The following is a 13,969-nucleotide window of genomic DNA, read 5'->3' on the forward strand; positions in this document are numbered from 1 at the left end:
CGGTCAGAGACGCTCGATGACGGTGGCGACGCCCATGCCGCCGCCGACGCAGAGGGTGACGAGGCCGTAGCGCTTGTCGCGGCGCTCCAGTTCGTCGACGAGCGTGCCGAGGATCATCGCGCCGGTCGCGCCGAGCGGGTGGCCCAGCGCGATGGCACCGCCGTTGACGTTGACCTTGTCGAGGGAGAGGCCCATGTCCTTGACGAAGCGCAGTACGACGCCGGCGAAGGCCTCGTTGATCTCGACGAGGTCGATGTCGTCGATGGTGAGCCCGGCCTTGGCCAGCGCCTTGCGGGTGGCCGGTGCGGGTCCGGTCAGCATGATGGTGGGCTCGGAGCCGGAGACGGCCGCGGAGACGATCCGGGCGCGCGGGGTGAGGCCGTAGCGCTCGCCGACCTCCTTCGAGCCGATGGCGACGAGGGCGGCGCCGTCCACGATGCCGGAGGAGTTGCCCGCGTGGTGGACGTGGTCGATCTTCTCGACCCAGTGGTACTTCTGCAGGGCGACGGCGTCGAAGCCGCCCATCTCGCCGATCGCCGCGAAGGACGGCTTGAGGGAGGCGAGGGAGTCCGCGGTGGTGCCGGGCCGCATGTGCTCGTCGTGGTCGAGGACGAGCAGGCCGTTGCGGTCCCTGACGGGCACGACGGACCGGGCGAAGCGCTCGTCCTTCCAGGCCGCGGCGGCGCGTTCCTGGGAAAGGGCGGCGTACTCGTCGACGTCCCGTCGGGAGAAGCCCTCGATGGTGGCGATGAGGTCGGCGCCGATGCCCTGCGGGGCGAAGCCGGTCTCGAAGCTGGTCATCGGGTCCATGGCCCAGGCCCCGCCGTCGGAGCCCATCGGCACCCGGGACATCGACTCGACACCGCCGGCCAGGACGAGGTCCTCCCAGCCCGAACGGACCTTCGCGGCGGCGAGGTTGACCGCTTCCAGGCCCGAGGCACAGAAGCGGTTCTCCTGCACGCCGGCGACGGAGTCCGGAAGTCCGGCCGCGATCGCGGCGATCCGGGCGATGTCGGAGCCCTGGTCACCGAGCGGGCTGACCACGCCGAGGACGATGTCGTCGATGGCGGCGGGGTCGAGGTCCGGGAAGCGGGCCTGGATCTCGTGGATGAGGCCGACGACGAGGTCGATCGGCTTGGTTCCGTGCAGGGCGCCATTGGCCTTGCCGCGACCGCGCGGGGTGCGGATCGCGTCGTAGACGAACGCTTCGGTACTCAAGACAGCAGCCTTTCGAGGGTGGTTGCGCAACAGGGGTGGCGGGGCGGGGTCAGCCGAGCAGCGAGCGGCCGATGATCTCCTTCATGATCTCCGTCGTGCCGCCGTAGATGGTCTGGATGCGGCCGTCGGTGAACGCCTTCGCGACCCGGTACTCGGCCATGTAGCCGTACCCGCCGTGCAGTTGGAGGCAGCGGTCGGCGACGCGCTTCTGCAGTTCGGTGGCCCACCACTTGGCCATCGAGGCGTGTACGGCGTCGAGCGTCCCGTCCGAGTGGTCGACGATGCACCGGTCGAGGAAGGCCCGGGTGACGGCGCATTCGGTGGCCATCTCGGCGATCTCGAACCTGATGTGCTGAAGCTTGGAGAGCGGGCGCCCGAACGCTTCGCGCTCCTTGACGTACGTGGTGGTGATCTCCAGGAGGTGCTCGGCGGCGGCGATTCCGGCGACCGCTATGCCCATTCGCTCCTGGGCCAGGTTGGTCATGAGGTGGATGAAGGCGCCGTCGAGCTCGCCGAGGAGGTTCTCCTTGGGTACGCGGACGTCATTGAAGAACAGCTCGGCGGTGTCCTGGGACTTCTGGCCGATCTTGTCGAGGTTGCGGCCGCGCTCGAAGCCCTCCGCGCCGCGTTCGACGACGAGCAGCGAGAGGCCCTTCGCGCCGCCCTGCGGTGAGGTCTTGGCGACGACGACCACCAGGTCGGCGAGGATGCCGTTGGAGATGAAGGTCTTGGAGCCGTTGAGCAGCCAGTGGTCGCCCTTGTCCTCGGCGGACGTGCGGATGCCCTGGAGGTCGGAGCCCGCGCCGGGTTCGGTCATGGCGATGGCGGTGATGGTCTCGCCGCTGCAGAAGCCGGGCAGCCAGCGCCGCTTCTGCTCCTCGGTGCCGAGTCCGGTGAGGTAGGGGCCGATGATGTCGTTGTGGAGGCCGAGCGCGAGCCCGGCGGCTCCGGCCCGGGTGAACTCCTCGGCGAGGACGGCGCTGTAGCGGAAGTCGGCGTTGCCGCCGCCCCCGTACTCCTCGGGCACGGCGAGGCCGAGCAGCCCCTGCCGGCCGGCCGCGAGCCATGCCTCGCGCGAGACGATGCCGTCCTTCTCCCACTGCTCGTAGTGCGGGAGGACCTCCTTCGAAAGGAAGGTGCGGACGGTCTCACGGAACGCTTCGTGTTCTTCGGAGAAGATCTGCCGCTGCACTCAGGCCCCCTGGAGCATGGTCTTGACGGTGGAGATCAGGCGGGCCGGTTCGGGGCCGACGGGCGTGACGTTGAGCATGGTGACGCCTGCCTCGCGGAAGGCGTCGATGCGGTCGCGTACGTATCCCTCTGGTCCGCAGAGCGACATGAGTTCGCAGAATTCGTCCGGGACGGCGGCCTCGGCCTCCTTCTTCCTCCCCGAAAGGTAGAGCTCCTGGATCGTGGCTGCTTCCCGCCCGTACCCGTAGGCGACGGCGAGGTCGTTGTAGAAGTTCTTGCCGGGCGCGCCCATGCCGCCGACGTACAGCGCGATCTGCGGGCGGGCGAGGTCCCTGAGGGCCGCGGCGTCGTCGCCGATGGCGAGCAGGCCGCCCGCGACGGTCTGCAGCGGGCCGAGCGCCGGGTCGCGCTTCGCCGCGCCTTCGGCCAGGGCCGCGCCCCAGACCTGGTGGGCCTTCTCCGGGATGTAGAGGGTGGGCAGCCAGCCGTCGGCGATCTCGGCGGTCAGTGCCACGTTGGCGGGGCCGAGCGAGGCGATGTACAGGGGGATGGTGTCGCGCACCGGCCGGGTGAGGATCTTCAGGGGCCTGCCGAGCCGGCCGCCCTTCTCCTTCGGCAGCGGCATGTCGGTGATGCCGTGGTGGTCGATGACCTCGCGGCGCCAGATCCGCCGGCAGAGCTCGACACTCTCGCGGGTCCGGCCGAGCGGTTTGTCGTACGGCTTGCCGTGCCAGCCCTCCACGACCTGCGGGCCGGAGGCGCCGAGACCGAGCATGGCCCGGCCCCCGGAGATCGCGTCGAGCCCCGCTCCGGTCTGGGCGATGAGGGCGGGGGTGCGGGAGTACACGTTGAGGATCGCCGCGCCGATCTTCATGTGTTCGGTGCGTGCGGCCAGGTAGCCCATCAGGGTGGGCGAGTCGAAGCCGTAGGCCTCGGCGACCCAGACGGCGTCGAGTCCGGCGGACTCCAGCGCGGCGGCCTGGTCGCAGGCGGCGCGCGGGTCGCCCGCGTAGTTCAGCGGCAGGGAGAGTTCCATCAGCCGGTGGTTTCCTTCCCGGTGGTCGACAGGCCCGGTACGCCCCAGTCCGCCGCGACGTCCTGCGTGTCCGCCCCGGGCAGCGCGGGCCCGCCGCGTACGGAGACGGGCGTCACGGAGAAGCGGGGTGCGGGTGCGGGCTGGGTGAGGCCGCCGTGCTCCACGAAGGTGGAACGGGCGGCGAGGTGCGGGTGGTGGGGTGCCTCGCGGAGCGAGAGTACGGGGGCCACACAGGCGTCCGTCCCCTCGAAGACCTCGGTCCACTCGGCGCGCGTACGGGTCCGGAAGCGGCCGGCGACGACGGTGCGCAGCTCCTCCCAGCGGCTGAGGTCGCCGCGGTCGGGGGCCTCAGCCGCGATGCCGAGCAGCGTCACGAACTGCTCGTAGAACCGCTGTTCGAGCGGACCGACCGCCATGTGCAGGCCGTCGGACGTCTCGTAGATGCCGTAGAAGGGGCAGCCGCCGTCGAGAAGGTTCGAGCCGCGCCGGTCCTGCCAGCTGCCGGCCGCCAGCATCCCGTGGATCATCGTGGCGAGATGGGCGGCACCGTCGACGATGGCCGCGTCCACGACCTGTCCGGCGCCGCCGGGTGTACGGGCGTGCTGGAGCGCGGCGAGCACGCCGACGACGAGGTAGAGCGAGCCGCCCGCGTAGTCGCCGACCAGGTTGGCGGGGACCGTGGGCGGCTCGCCGGGCCTGCCGATCATGGAGAGGGTGCCGGTGAGGGCGATGTAGGCGATGTCGTGTCCGGCCCGCTCGGCCAGCGGACCGTCCTGGCCCCAGCCGGTCATCCGCCCGTAGACGAGCCGCGGATTGCGCTTCAGGCAGGCGTCGGGCCCCACACCGAGGCGTTCGGCGACACCCGGCCGGTAGCCCTCGATCAGCACGTCGGCGCGCTCGACGAGGTCCAGCACCGTGTCCGCCCCGCCGTCGGCCTTGAGGTCGACGAGGACCGAGCGCTTGTTGCGGTTGGTGAGGTCGAAGGCGGGGTCGATACCGAGCCCCGCCCCGCCGGGCCGGTCCACCCGCACCACGTCGGCGCCGAGGTCGGCCAGGAGCATCGCGGCGAACGGCCCGGGGCCGATGCCCGCCAGCTCGACGACGCGCACCCCGGCCAACGGGCCCTGCGGGCCGTGTCCTGTCGTTGCCATCAAGCCCCCAGAGGTATGACACAACTGCTGTAACATCGATGATGCTAAGAACTGTCCGCGCTCCGCACAACCCTTTTGGCCGAGCAAGCGCTTAGTCTTTCTCCGGCGATCCTCTCGCACCTGAGCCCGCCCGGCCGCACGACGCCACGAGCCCCTCCGCTAGCCTCTGCCTGCCACATCGGCGCCGGCCCCCGCGGAGGTAACACATGAACAGGCAGAACGGGGCAGAACGCCCCTATGACGTCGTCCTTTTCGGTGCCACCGGCTTCGTGGGCGAACTCACCGCCGCGTATCTGGCAGCCCACGCACCGGACGGCTTCCGCTGGGCCCTGGCGGGCCGCGGCCGGACCAAGCTGGAGAAGCTGCGTGAACGACTCACCGCGATCGACCCCCGTGCCGCGGACCTCCCGCTGCTGACGGCCGACGCGGACGACACCGACGCGCTGCGCGCGCTCGCCGAGTCCGCCCACGTGGTCGCGTCCACGGTCGGACCGTACGTCTGGTACGGCGAGAAGCTGGTCGGCGCCTGCGCGGAGGCGGGCACGGACTACGCCGATCTCACCGGCGAGGCGGAGTTCGTCGACCGGATGTTCCTGGCGCACGACACCCGGGCCCGCGAGACGGGGGCCAGGATCGTGCACGCCTGCGGCTTCGACTCCGTACCCCATGACCTCGGCGTCTACTTCACGGTGCGGCAGCTCCCCGAGGGCGTGCCGCTGACCGTCGACGGCTTCGTCCGCAGCAACGCCGTCTTCTCCGGCGGTACGTTCGCGTCGGCACTCACCGCGATGGGCCGTGGCCCGCAGACGGTGCGGGCCGCGAAGGAGCGCCGGCTGCACGAGCCCCGCCCGGTGGGCCGCCGGGCCCGCGCCCCGCAGGGCTCGCCCCACTTCAGCCGGGAGACCGGCACCTGGGCCCTGCCGCTGCCCACCCTGGACCCGCGCGTCGTGGAACGCTCGGCGCGGGCGCTGGAACGTTACGGCCCCGACTTCCGCTACCGGCACTTCGCCTCGGTGAAGCACCTGCCGGTGGCGATCGGCGGGGCTGCGGCCATCGGCGCGCTGGCGGGAGCCGCGCAGATCCCGGCCGTGCGCGGCTGGCTGATGGAGCGCTACGAGCCGGGCGCGGGCCCCGACGAGCAGCGCAGGAAGCGCAGTTGGTTCACGGTGCGCTTCATCGGGGACGGCGGTGGCCGACGGGTCTTCACCGAGGTGGCCGGCGGCGACCCGGGCTACGACGAGACGGCGAAGATGCTCGCCGAGTCGGCCCTCTCGCTCGCGCTGGACGAGCTGCCCGCGACGTCGGGTCAGGTCACGACGGCTGTGGCGATGGGCGACGCGCTGCTGGAACGGCTGACCGCGGCGGGCATGGGCTTCCGAGTCGTGGCGGTGCGCTGAGCCGAGGGCCCTGGGGGGGGCGGGGGCTCCGGGGGCCGGGGCTCCGGAAGCGGGGGCTGCGGAGGTCAGAGCATCCAGGCGGCCAGCGTGACGACCATGGACACGGTCCAGGCCGCTCCCGCGACCATGCCCAGCGTCATGCCCACGGCGACGCCGCGCTGCGAGAGGTGTACGGTCCCGGTGCTCATCTGGGGTGCGCGCTGCTCGATCATGTGTACCAGCCTGCCCTCGATGTTCGACGAGCAACATCCGTACATGTACTCAGTCGGCAACAATTCCGGCCGGCGGACGCAACGGCGGGACCGCGGTCAAGCGACCGCGTCACGCAGGGCGGCCCGGCACAGCGCGTCGGCCCTGCGCGTGGTCTCCGGCTGCCGGAAGTCGCGGGCCAGCGCGAGGGTGTGGGCGCAGGCGTCGTCCAGGCCGGTGCGGTGGCCGACGGAGACGAAGACGGGCTTGGTGCCGTCCTGGGTGCGCAGCGCCCGGCCCACCTCCTCGTCGCCGTCCATGAGCGGGGTGAAGTCGCCTCGCAGGGGGCCGGGTTGCTCGTACCGGAAGGTGAAAGGGTTCTTCGCGACGCCGATGACCGGCAGGCCGGTGAGGACTCCGAGGTGGCTGGCGAGCCCGAACCTGCGCGGATGCGCCCGGCCGTAGCCGTCGCAGACGACGAGCCCGGGGTCGACGGGCAGGGCCTCCAGCGCGGCCAGCACCGTCGGGATCTCCCGGAAGGCGAGCAGCCCGGGGACGTAGGGGAAGGTCACCCGGCCCCGCGCGGTGGACTCGGCGACCACGTCGAGTGTCGCCGCGTCCAGGACGACGGCCGCCGCGACGACGACGTCCCGTTCGTCGTCGTAGGCGACGTCGACCCCGGTCACCCGGCCGGAACCGGGCGGCGGCCCGGACTCGTCGAGCACCACCCGGGGACGCAACGCGTCCTGGACGGCGCGGGCTTCGGCCTCGTCGGCGGGCATCCGGAAAGTCGTCATGATGCGGTGAGTCTAGGCAGTGCGGCCCGGATCACGGAGGTCGAGGGCGACGCCCGGTGCCGCGCGTGGCCGCGCCCTTGGTCGTTCTGGTGGAACTAGGCTGCGCCGACCCCGGGACGACTTCGGCGCCGGGAACGGGAACGGTGAGGGCCCCGGGCGGGAGGCCGTCGTCCCGTAGCCTGGCGATCATGTTCGTACTCGAATTGACCTACACCGCACCGGTCGAGCGCGTGGACGCGCTGATGACGGACCATGTCGCTTGGCTGGACGGGCAGTACGCGGCCGGGGTGTTCATCGCCTCGGGGCGGAAGAACCCGCGCGACGGCGGTGTGATCATCGCCGTCGGGGACGACCGCGCGCGGATCGAGGAGATCGCGGCGGCCGACCCCTTCGCCGCACACGGGGTGTGCGCCTACCGGATCACGGAGTTCCTCGCGACGAAGACGTCCGAGGCACTGGCCCCGTACCGGCAGCAGTCGCCCGGCTAGTCGGCTACCGCAGCCGCGCGACCCTCCCCTTCTCCCCCGCCGCCCAGCAGCCGCCGTCCGCCGTGCAGTCCACCGTGTCGTACGAGCCGGTGTCCACGGTGCTCCAGGTGCGCCCGCCGTCCCGGGTGAGATCGGTGCCCGTGGGGCCGACCGCCAGTGCCGCCGACCGGCCGTGCGGGAGCCACGCGACGCCGGAGCGGTAGGCCGGGGGCGGGGTGGTGGAGCGGTGCCAGCTGCCGCCGCCGTCGCCGGTGACGGCCGCCGCGTCGGGCGATGCCTGACCGGCGCGGTAGTCGCCGCCGACCGCGATGCCGTGCGTACGGTCGCGGAAGGCCAGGCCGAAGACTCCGCGCGCCGGGTCCCCCGCCGGGATGCCCGACGCCGCCTCGGTCCAGTTCAGGCCGCGGTCGCGGGAGTGCAGCACACGGGCGGTGGCCGCGCCGCCGGTGGCCAGCCAGACGTCCTTGGCGCCCGCGGCGACCAGGCACTGGCCGCTCGCCGCGAAGCCGGCCTCGCCGGGCTGGGCGGCGGGCATCCCGGCATCCGGCAGCACCCGCCAGTTCCGGCCGCCGTCCGAGGTCGACAGGATGCGGAACTTCCCGCCGACCGGGTCGCTCATCGCCAGTCCGTGGCGGTGGTCGAAGAAGGTCAGGCAGTCGTAGAACGCCCGGGCGTCGGTGTTGCGGAAGGACTCGGTCCAGGTCCTGCCGCCGTCCTCGGTGCGCAGCACCCGGGACGCCTCGCCCTCACCGATGGCCAGGGCCACCGCCCGCCGTCGGTCGAACGCCTCGATGTCACGGAACTCCAGGTCCCCCGCACCGGCCGGCGAGACGTCACGCCAGTACCGTCCGCCGTCACCCGTGCGCAGCACCGTGCCCCCGGACCCGGCGACCCAGGCGGTGTCACGGCTGACGGCGGCGAGGCCGCGGAAACGCGCGTCGGAGCCCGTGTCGGTGAGCGCCCAGCCCGCATCGCGCCGTTCGTCCGGCGCGGCCTGTGCCGACGGTGCGGCCAGCACGGCGGTCACAGCCGCACCGCACAGACCCAGCGCCATCAGTCGTCTCGTCTTCCCCATGGCCCTCATGGCGGTGGAAGCTAGCAGCCCACGGGTGGTCACGCGTCCAGGGTGCGAGGGGCGAAACGGGGCAGTCGATCAGGGGGAGGACGAGCGGTGACGCAGCTCACGCCACCCACCGGTGCACGGATCGAGTCGTTCCGTCGTCTACTCCAGTGCCGGGAACCGTTCATCCGACGCGAGAGGGAGCAGGTCTTGTCCAGCGTTATCGAGCAGTCCGTGCAGGCCCGCATGGTCGCATCCGCTCCGCGGATGGAAACCCTGCCCGCCACCCTGCACTACGACCGCGGGGACCCGTTCGCCGTCCGCATGGCCTTCCCGGCACCGGCGACCCTCGAAGGCACCGAGGTGTTCTGGGAGTTCTCCCGTGAACTGCTCACGACCGGGATGGACGGACCCGCCGGAGTGGGTGACGTCCGCGTGCGGCCCTTCGGGTACGACCGCACGGTGCTGGAGTTCCACGCGGTCGAGGGCATCGCCATGGTGCACGTCCGCACGGCGGAGCTGCGCCGCTTCCTGAAGCGGGCCCAGGAGCTCGTCCCGGTGGGGGACGAGCACCGGTTCCTGGACCTGGACGGCGATCTCACCGATCTGCTGGGCGAGTCCGGCTGACGGGGCACGACCGGGAATCGGTTGCGGGCCGCGAGGCCCTGCTCGTAGCGTGACCGGAGCCTGCCCCACCGGCCGAACGCCGGGCCTGGGATGCCTGATCTGCCCGGACCGGGGAAAGTGGCTGTAGGACCGAAGGAGCCTGAATCATCCAGCCTCGCACAGCCCCGACCTGCGCACATAGCGGTACGTAATCGGGCACCGCGAGGACCGGGCTTGGCTGTGCCCTTACCGCCGCCTTAACCTACGGTCACGTAACCTACGAAGCCGTAGGTAATTCTCCCGTCCCCAGGAGCCCCCGTGACGATCGCCTCTCCCCACCTCGGCAGTTCGAAGGCGTGGACCGACGCCCAGCTGCTGTACGCGCTGGAGGAGGTGGTGGAGAAGGAACTCAACCGCCATCTCAAGGTCGCCAAGGACTGGATGCCCCACGAGTACGTTCCGTTCACCGACGGCCGGAATTTCCCCGGCGTCTTCGAGGACGGCGAAGCGTGGGAGACCAGCCAGTCCAAGGTCACCGACATCGGCCGGATCGCGCTCGTCGTGAACCTGCTGACCGAGGACAACCTCCCCAGCTACCACCACGAGATCGCTTCCCTCTTCGGCCGCGACGGCGCCTGGGGCACCTGGGTGCACCGCTGGACCGCGGAGGAGGGCCGGCACGGCATCGTGATGCGCGACTACCTGCTCACCTCGCGCGCCGTGGACCCGGACAAGCTCGAGCAGTTCCGCATGGCCCACATGGCGGAGGGCTTCGAGTCCGACAACCGTCACTCCATGCTGCACTCCGTGGCGTACGTCGCCTTCCAGGAGCTGGCGACCCGCGTCTCGCACCGCAACACCGGCCACCAGTCGGGCGACCCGGTCTGCGACCGCATGCTGGCCCGGATCGCCACCGACGAGAACCTGCACATGGTCTTCTACCGCAACCTGCTCGGCGCCGCCTTCGAGCTCGCCCCGGACCTCACGATGCAGTCCGTGCGCGACGTCGTCGTCAACTTCCGGATGCCCGGCCACGGCATGCCCGGCTTCGAGCGGGCCGCCGCGCAGATGGCGATCGGCGAGATCTACAACATGCGCATCCACCACGACGACGTGCTCCAGCCCGTGCTGCGCTACCTCAAGGTCCTCGACATCGAGGGCCTCGGCCCGGAGGGTCTGAAGGCGCAGGAGGAGCTCGGCCTGTACATGAACGGGCTCGACACCGAGGCGTCGAAGTTCGACGAGAAGCTCGCCGCCCGCAAGGTCCGCATGGCGGCCCGCGCCAACGCCTGACCCCACCGGAGGTGGCGGCGCGTGCCCGATCGCGCGCCGCCACCTTCGCGCGTTCCACCCCGGACCGGACGATCTCTCCCCCACGGGTTCACGGAACGTACTCTGTGCCGGGTGAAACCAGTGACGCGTCTTGTTCTTTTCGGTGCGCCGATCGCCATCGTCGTTTCGGTCCTGTTCAGCAGCAGGGGCGATTCCGGGCCGCCCGAGCTCGTCCCTCAGCCGGCCGGGTCCACCGGGGCGAGCCCGGCACGCCCCGCGGCGGAGGACGACGGGACGGCGGAGAAGATCGACGCCCTGCCGCCCGGGCTGGCCGCCCCGGAGCTGAAGGAGATCGCCTCCCGGCTGCTGGCCAGCGCGGACGCCTCCACACTGGACTGGCGCAGCCGGTACGGGGCGATCGAGGACCTCGGTGACGGCAACGGCTACACGGCCGGGATCGTCGGTTTCTGCTCCGGTACGAACGACATGCTGCAGCTCGTCGAGGCCTACACCGAGGACCGTCCGGACAATCCGCTGGCCCCGTTCGTCCCGGCGCTGCGCGCCGTGGACGGCACCGACTCGCACGAGGGCCTGGGCGCCGCCTTCACCGCAGCGTGGCAGCAGGCGGCCGAGGACCCGGCGTTCCGGACGGCCCAGGACCGGACCCGCGACAGGCTGTACTTCGAGCCCGCGGTCCGGCTGGCGAAGCTGGACGGTCTCGGCACCCTGGGGCAGTTCGTCTACTACGACGCGATGGTCCTGCACGGGCCGGGGGTCGAGGCGAACGGCTTCTACGGCATCCGCGACGCCGCGATGGCGTCGGCGGACACGGCGGCGGAGGGCGGCGACGAGACGGCGTACCTCGGCGCGTTCCTGGACGAGAGCCGTTCGGCGATCAGGGCCCGCCCGGTCCAGCGCGACACGACCCGCATCGACACGGCCCAGCGGGTGTTCCTGCGCGACGGGAATCTGGAGCTGAACACGCCGCTGGAGTGGCAGGTGTACGGCGAGACCTTCCGCATCCCGTGAGCGGACGGCTCCCCTGGAGACGGGGGGACGCGGGAGGCCACAGGCGGATACGGCGGACACGCCCGCTCAGGCCTCGCGGCGGCCCCTGCGCAGCCGGTCGCGCTCCTTCTCGGAAAGCCCGCCCCAGACGCCGAAGCGCTCGTCGTGGGCGAGGGCGTACTCCAGGCAGGCCACCCGGCCCTCGCAGGCGTTGCACAGCTGCTTGGCCTCGCGGGTGGAACTGCCCGGTGCCGGGAAGAAGAACTCCGGACCGGCCTGCGCGCACAAGGCTGTCTCCTGCCAGGCGAGCGCGTCGTCGGTCATCGTGTTGGTCTGCATGGCCACACGGTGCCCGGTCGCGATAAACACCTGATCAACGATTCATCAACCCGCTCCTCCCCCACGGCCGAACCCGCCCCTTCCCCGTCCCGCGCAGGCGGCCGGGCGGGACGCTCACCGTCCCGCCCGGCCCCGTCGGAACCGGCGCTACGGCATCGGCGCGGGCTTGATCACCGCGAAGTCCGCACCGGCCGGATCGGCGAACGTGGCGATCCTGCCGACCTCCGGCACGTCCATGGTGGCCATCGTCACCTTGCCGCCCAGCCGCTCGACGGCGGACACCGTCGCGTCGCAGTCGTCCACGGCGAAGTACGGCAGCCAGTGCGGGCCCGCCGCGGCCTGGGTGGGTACGTCGTCGATGGGCACGAGCCCGCCGAACGAGGAGTCGGTGCCGTTGTCCCCCGCAGGGCGGACCATCGTGTACGTACCGCCGGGGAACGTCATGTCCTCGGTCTGCCACCCGAAGACCGTGTGGAAGAAGGCGGCAGCCGCCGGGACGTCCCGGGTGTACAGCTCGGACCAGATCAGCGAGCCCGGCTCCAGGATCATGCCGAGGCCGGTGTTCGTCCCCGGCTGCCACACCCCGAAGTACGCCCCGCCGTTGTCCGTGAAGCCGCCCATGCGCCCGTAGTCCAGCACGTCCATCGGAGGGAACGCGGCGGTGCCGCCCGCCTGCTCCACCGTCCGCGCGGTGGCGTCCGCGTCGGGGGTCTGGAAGTAGACCGACCAGGCGGGCTTCCCCTGGTCCTCGGGCACGGTCATGACGCCGGCGACGGTCCTGCCCCTGAGCTGGTACATCCCGTACCCACCGGTCTCGGGGCCGCCCGGCACCAGCTCCCAGCCGAAGAGTCCCTGGTAGAAGGCCGTGGCCGTGTCGATATCGGGGGTGCCGAGGTCGATCCAGTTGGGGGCACCGGTGACGAAACTGGGGTCGAGCATGGTGTGCTCCTCGGGCGAGTCGCGTCTCTCTCTCGCTCGCTCATCGTGCGGGCAGTTCCCTGACCTTCCGAGTCTTGCACCGGGCACCGACAACCGCAGCCCGCACGGTCCGGCCGGGGCACCGGGCCGTGCGGGCCGGCCGGTCGCGGACCGTGCGACCGCCGAACGCCGACCCCGCCGGACCGGCCGGCGCGCGGCCCGTCAGCGTGTGACGCCGAGGGCCGGGAGCACTGTCTCCGCGACCCGGTATGCCTCCTCCAGCAGCGGGTTCCCGGACAGGATGAAAGTGTCGACCCCCAGGTCCTCGAACTCCTTGAGGCGTTCGACGACCTGCGCCGTCGAGCCTACGACCGCCGTACCGGGGCCCGGCCGGAACAGGCTCATGCCCGGCCACATGTTGGGGTGCGTCTCCAGTTCCCGTGCCCGGGCCGGGACCTTGCCCCCGTGCTGGCGGAACTGGCGCTGCCAGCCCACCCCGTCCTCCCCCGCGCGGTCACCTAGCTGTCGGGCGTACGTCGCCTCGCTCGTGACGTCCAGCAGCCGGTCGGCCGCCGCCCACGCCTCGACCTCCGTGTCGCGGACGATGAGGTGGAGGCGCAGCCCGATGCGGAGGGTCCGGCCGTACGCGGCGGCCCGAGCCCGGACCCGCTCGAGCTTCTCCTTCAGCAGGTGCGGGGGTTCGCCCCAGGTGAGGAAGACGTCGACGTGCTCGGCCGCCATCTCGATGCCGGGCGCGGACGAACCGCCGAACCAGAGGGGGATGTGCGGGTCCTGGACGGGCTTCAGCTCACGGAAGGAGGCGCCCGCGTTCTTCAGGTCGTAGAAGCGGCCCTGGTGGTCGAAGACCTCGCCGGCCGTCAGCCGCTTCACGATGGACCAGTACTCGGCGCTGAGTTCGTACCGTTCGTCGTGCTCCACGTGGAGTCCGTATTCCTGGAGCGACTTCGTGGAGCCGTTGACGACGTTGAAGCGCAGCCGGCCCCCGAAGAGCTGGTCGAAGCTGAGCGCCATCTTGGCCAGCAGGGTGGGCGAGATGAGACCGGGGTGGACCGCGAGCAGGGGTTTGAAGCCGGTGCTGGTGGAGGCGGCGAGGGCACTGCCGAGCGGCCAGACGTCGTACAGGTCGGTGGCGAGCAGGGCGCCGCTGTATCCGAGTTGCTCCACGGTCCCGGCGAGCCGGCTGAGGTAGCCGAGGTCGGCGGTGCGGCGGCCTTCGGGTTCCCAGGGGTAGGCGCCTTCGCGCGGGATGATGTACCAGAGGACTTCGGTCGCCATGCC

At 71.6% G+C, this 13,969-nt stretch carries 15 protein-coding genes; 5 read left to right on the forward strand and 10 right to left on the reverse strand.

Features of this window, described 5'->3' with window-relative positions:
* Positions 1–3: 3 nt before the first annotated feature.
* From ACFWVP_RS15530 to ACFWVP_RS15545, 4 genes are read right to left on the reverse strand one after another with little or no spacing between them, the layout of a single operon-like run.
* Positions 4–1,218, reverse strand: coding sequence for an acetyl-CoA C-acetyltransferase (locus ACFWVP_RS15530; protein ID WP_124280494.1), 1,215 nt, complete (start codon positions 1,216–1,218; stop codon positions 4–6).
* A 49-nt stretch (positions 1,219–1,267) separates the two neighbouring features.
* Entirely contained in the window at positions 1,268–2,410 is a 1,143-nt protein-coding gene (locus ACFWVP_RS15535) for an acyl-CoA dehydrogenase family protein (protein WP_384496914.1), read from the reverse strand.
* On the reverse strand, positions 2,411–3,445 hold the full coding sequence (locus ACFWVP_RS15540; RefSeq protein WP_384496916.1) for an LLM class F420-dependent oxidoreductase: 1,035 nt from the start codon (positions 3,443–3,445) through the stop codon (positions 2,411–2,413).
* Positions 3,445–4,596, reverse strand: a complete 1,152-nt coding sequence (locus tag ACFWVP_RS15545) for a CaiB/BaiF CoA transferase family protein (protein ID WP_384496917.1) — start codon at positions 4,594–4,596, stop codon at positions 3,445–3,447. Before ACFWVP_RS15545 ends, ACFWVP_RS15540 begins: the two co-directional genes overlap by 1 nt.
* A gap of 206 nt (positions 4,597–4,802) precedes the next feature.
* On the opposite strand from ACFWVP_RS15545, the gene ACFWVP_RS15550 reads away from it, so the two are divergent.
* Positions 4,803–5,993, forward strand: a complete 1,191-nt coding sequence (locus ACFWVP_RS15550; protein WP_384496919.1) for a saccharopine dehydrogenase family protein — start codon at positions 4,803–4,805, stop codon at positions 5,991–5,993.
* A 65-nt stretch (positions 5,994–6,058) separates the two neighbouring features.
* Here the strand turns inward: ACFWVP_RS15550 and mmpA are convergent, their stop codons facing one another.
* Positions 6,059–6,205: a morphogenic membrane protein MmpA gene (gene mmpA, locus ACFWVP_RS15555; protein ID WP_384496920.1), complete on the reverse strand. Its 147-nt coding sequence runs from the start codon at positions 6,203–6,205 to the stop codon at positions 6,059–6,061.
* A gap of 96 nt (positions 6,206–6,301) precedes the next feature.
* A complete protein-coding gene (locus tag ACFWVP_RS15560; protein ID WP_384496922.1) occupies positions 6,302–6,979 on the reverse strand; it encodes an endonuclease V in 678 nt (225 codons plus the stop codon).
* 188 nt (positions 6,980–7,167) lie between these two features.
* On the opposite strand from ACFWVP_RS15560, the gene ACFWVP_RS15565 reads away from it, so the two are divergent.
* Complete coding sequence (locus tag ACFWVP_RS15565; protein ID WP_384496924.1) at positions 7,168–7,467, forward strand: YciI family protein; 300 nt, start codon at positions 7,168–7,170, stop codon at positions 7,465–7,467.
* Positions 7,468–7,471: 4 nt separating this feature from the next.
* On the opposite strand, the gene ACFWVP_RS15570 is transcribed toward ACFWVP_RS15565, so the two are convergent.
* Positions 7,472–8,551: a WD40/YVTN/BNR-like repeat-containing protein gene (locus ACFWVP_RS15570; RefSeq protein WP_384496925.1), complete on the reverse strand. Its 1,080-nt coding sequence runs from the start codon at positions 8,549–8,551 to the stop codon at positions 7,472–7,474.
* Positions 8,552–8,737: 186 nt separating this feature from the next.
* Between ACFWVP_RS15570 and ACFWVP_RS15575 the strand changes: the two genes are divergently transcribed.
* The 3 genes from ACFWVP_RS15575 (at position 8,738) to ACFWVP_RS15585 (ending at position 11,434) form a co-directional block, all read left to right on the forward strand.
* On the forward strand, positions 8,738–9,154 hold the full coding sequence (locus tag ACFWVP_RS15575) for an SsgA family sporulation/cell division regulator (RefSeq protein ID WP_384496927.1): 417 nt from the start codon (positions 8,738–8,740) through the stop codon (positions 9,152–9,154).
* Positions 9,155–9,451: 297 nt separating this feature from the next.
* Positions 9,452–10,426, forward strand: a complete 975-nt coding sequence (locus ACFWVP_RS15580; RefSeq protein WP_384496928.1) for an acyl-ACP desaturase — start codon at positions 9,452–9,454, stop codon at positions 10,424–10,426.
* Positions 10,427–10,546: 120 nt separating this feature from the next.
* Positions 10,547–11,434, forward strand: coding sequence for a chitosanase (locus tag ACFWVP_RS15585; RefSeq protein ID WP_384497145.1), 888 nt, complete (start codon positions 10,547–10,549; stop codon positions 11,432–11,434).
* Between the two features lie 66 nt (positions 11,435–11,500).
* Here ACFWVP_RS15585 and ACFWVP_RS15590 read toward each other — a convergent pair whose 3' ends face one another.
* From ACFWVP_RS15590 to ACFWVP_RS15600, 3 genes are all read right to left on the reverse strand, one after another.
* Complete coding sequence (locus ACFWVP_RS15590) at positions 11,501–11,752, reverse strand: WhiB family transcriptional regulator (protein WP_384496930.1); 252 nt, start codon at positions 11,750–11,752, stop codon at positions 11,501–11,503.
* Between the two features lie 147 nt (positions 11,753–11,899).
* The gene (locus tag ACFWVP_RS15595) at positions 11,900–12,691 is read right to left on the reverse strand and encodes a VOC family protein (RefSeq protein WP_384496932.1); all 792 of its coding nucleotides are present in this window, start codon (positions 12,689–12,691) and stop codon (positions 11,900–11,902) included.
* A 201-nt stretch (positions 12,692–12,892) separates the two neighbouring features.
* Positions 12,893–13,966, reverse strand: a complete 1,074-nt coding sequence (locus tag ACFWVP_RS15600; RefSeq protein WP_384496934.1) for an LLM class flavin-dependent oxidoreductase — start codon at positions 13,964–13,966, stop codon at positions 12,893–12,895.
* Positions 13,967–13,969: the final 3 nt, after the last annotated feature.

Origin of the sequence: Streptomyces sp. NPDC058637 (genome assembly GCF_042717325.1) — a bacterium.
In the GTDB taxonomy this organism is placed as follows: domain Bacteria; phylum Actinomycetota; class Actinomycetes; order Streptomycetales; family Streptomycetaceae; genus Streptomyces.

What these genes read in the sequence shown, in the direction of transcription:
- ACFWVP_RS15540 (WP_384496916.1), bottom strand. Translation starts at nt 3,445, where the DNA reads ATGGAACTCTCCCTGCCGCTGAACTACGCGGGCGACCCGCGCGCCGCC.
- ACFWVP_RS15545 (WP_384496917.1), bottom strand. Translation starts at nt 4,596, where the DNA reads ATGGCAACGACAGGACACGGCCCGCAGGGCCCGTTGGCCGGGGTGCGC.
- ACFWVP_RS15550 (WP_384496919.1), top strand. Translation starts at nt 4,803, where the DNA reads ATGAACAGGCAGAACGGGGCAGAACGCCCCTATGACGTCGTCCTTTTC.
- mmpA (WP_384496920.1), bottom strand. Translation starts at nt 6,205, where the DNA reads ATGATCGAGCAGCGCGCACCCCAGATGAGCACCGGGACCGTACACCTC.
- ACFWVP_RS15560 (WP_384496922.1), bottom strand. Translation starts at nt 6,979, where the DNA reads ATGACGACTTTCCGGATGCCCGCCGACGAGGCCGAAGCCCGCGCCGTC.
- ACFWVP_RS15565 (WP_384496924.1), top strand. Translation starts at nt 7,168, where the DNA reads ATGTTCGTACTCGAATTGACCTACACCGCACCGGTCGAGCGCGTGGAC.
- ACFWVP_RS15570 (WP_384496925.1), bottom strand. Translation starts at nt 8,551, where the DNA reads ATGAGGGCCATGGGGAAGACGAGACGACTGATGGCGCTGGGTCTGTGC.
- ACFWVP_RS15590 (WP_384496930.1), bottom strand. Translation starts at nt 11,752, where the DNA reads ATGCAGACCAACACGATGACCGACGACGCGCTCGCCTGGCAGGAGACA.
- ACFWVP_RS15595 (WP_384496932.1), bottom strand. Translation starts at nt 12,691, where the DNA reads ATGCTCGACCCCAGTTTCGTCACCGGTGCCCCCAACTGGATCGACCTC.
- ACFWVP_RS15600 (WP_384496934.1), bottom strand. Translation starts at nt 13,966, where the DNA reads ATGGCGACCGAAGTCCTCTGGTACATCATCCCGCGCGAAGGCGCCTAC.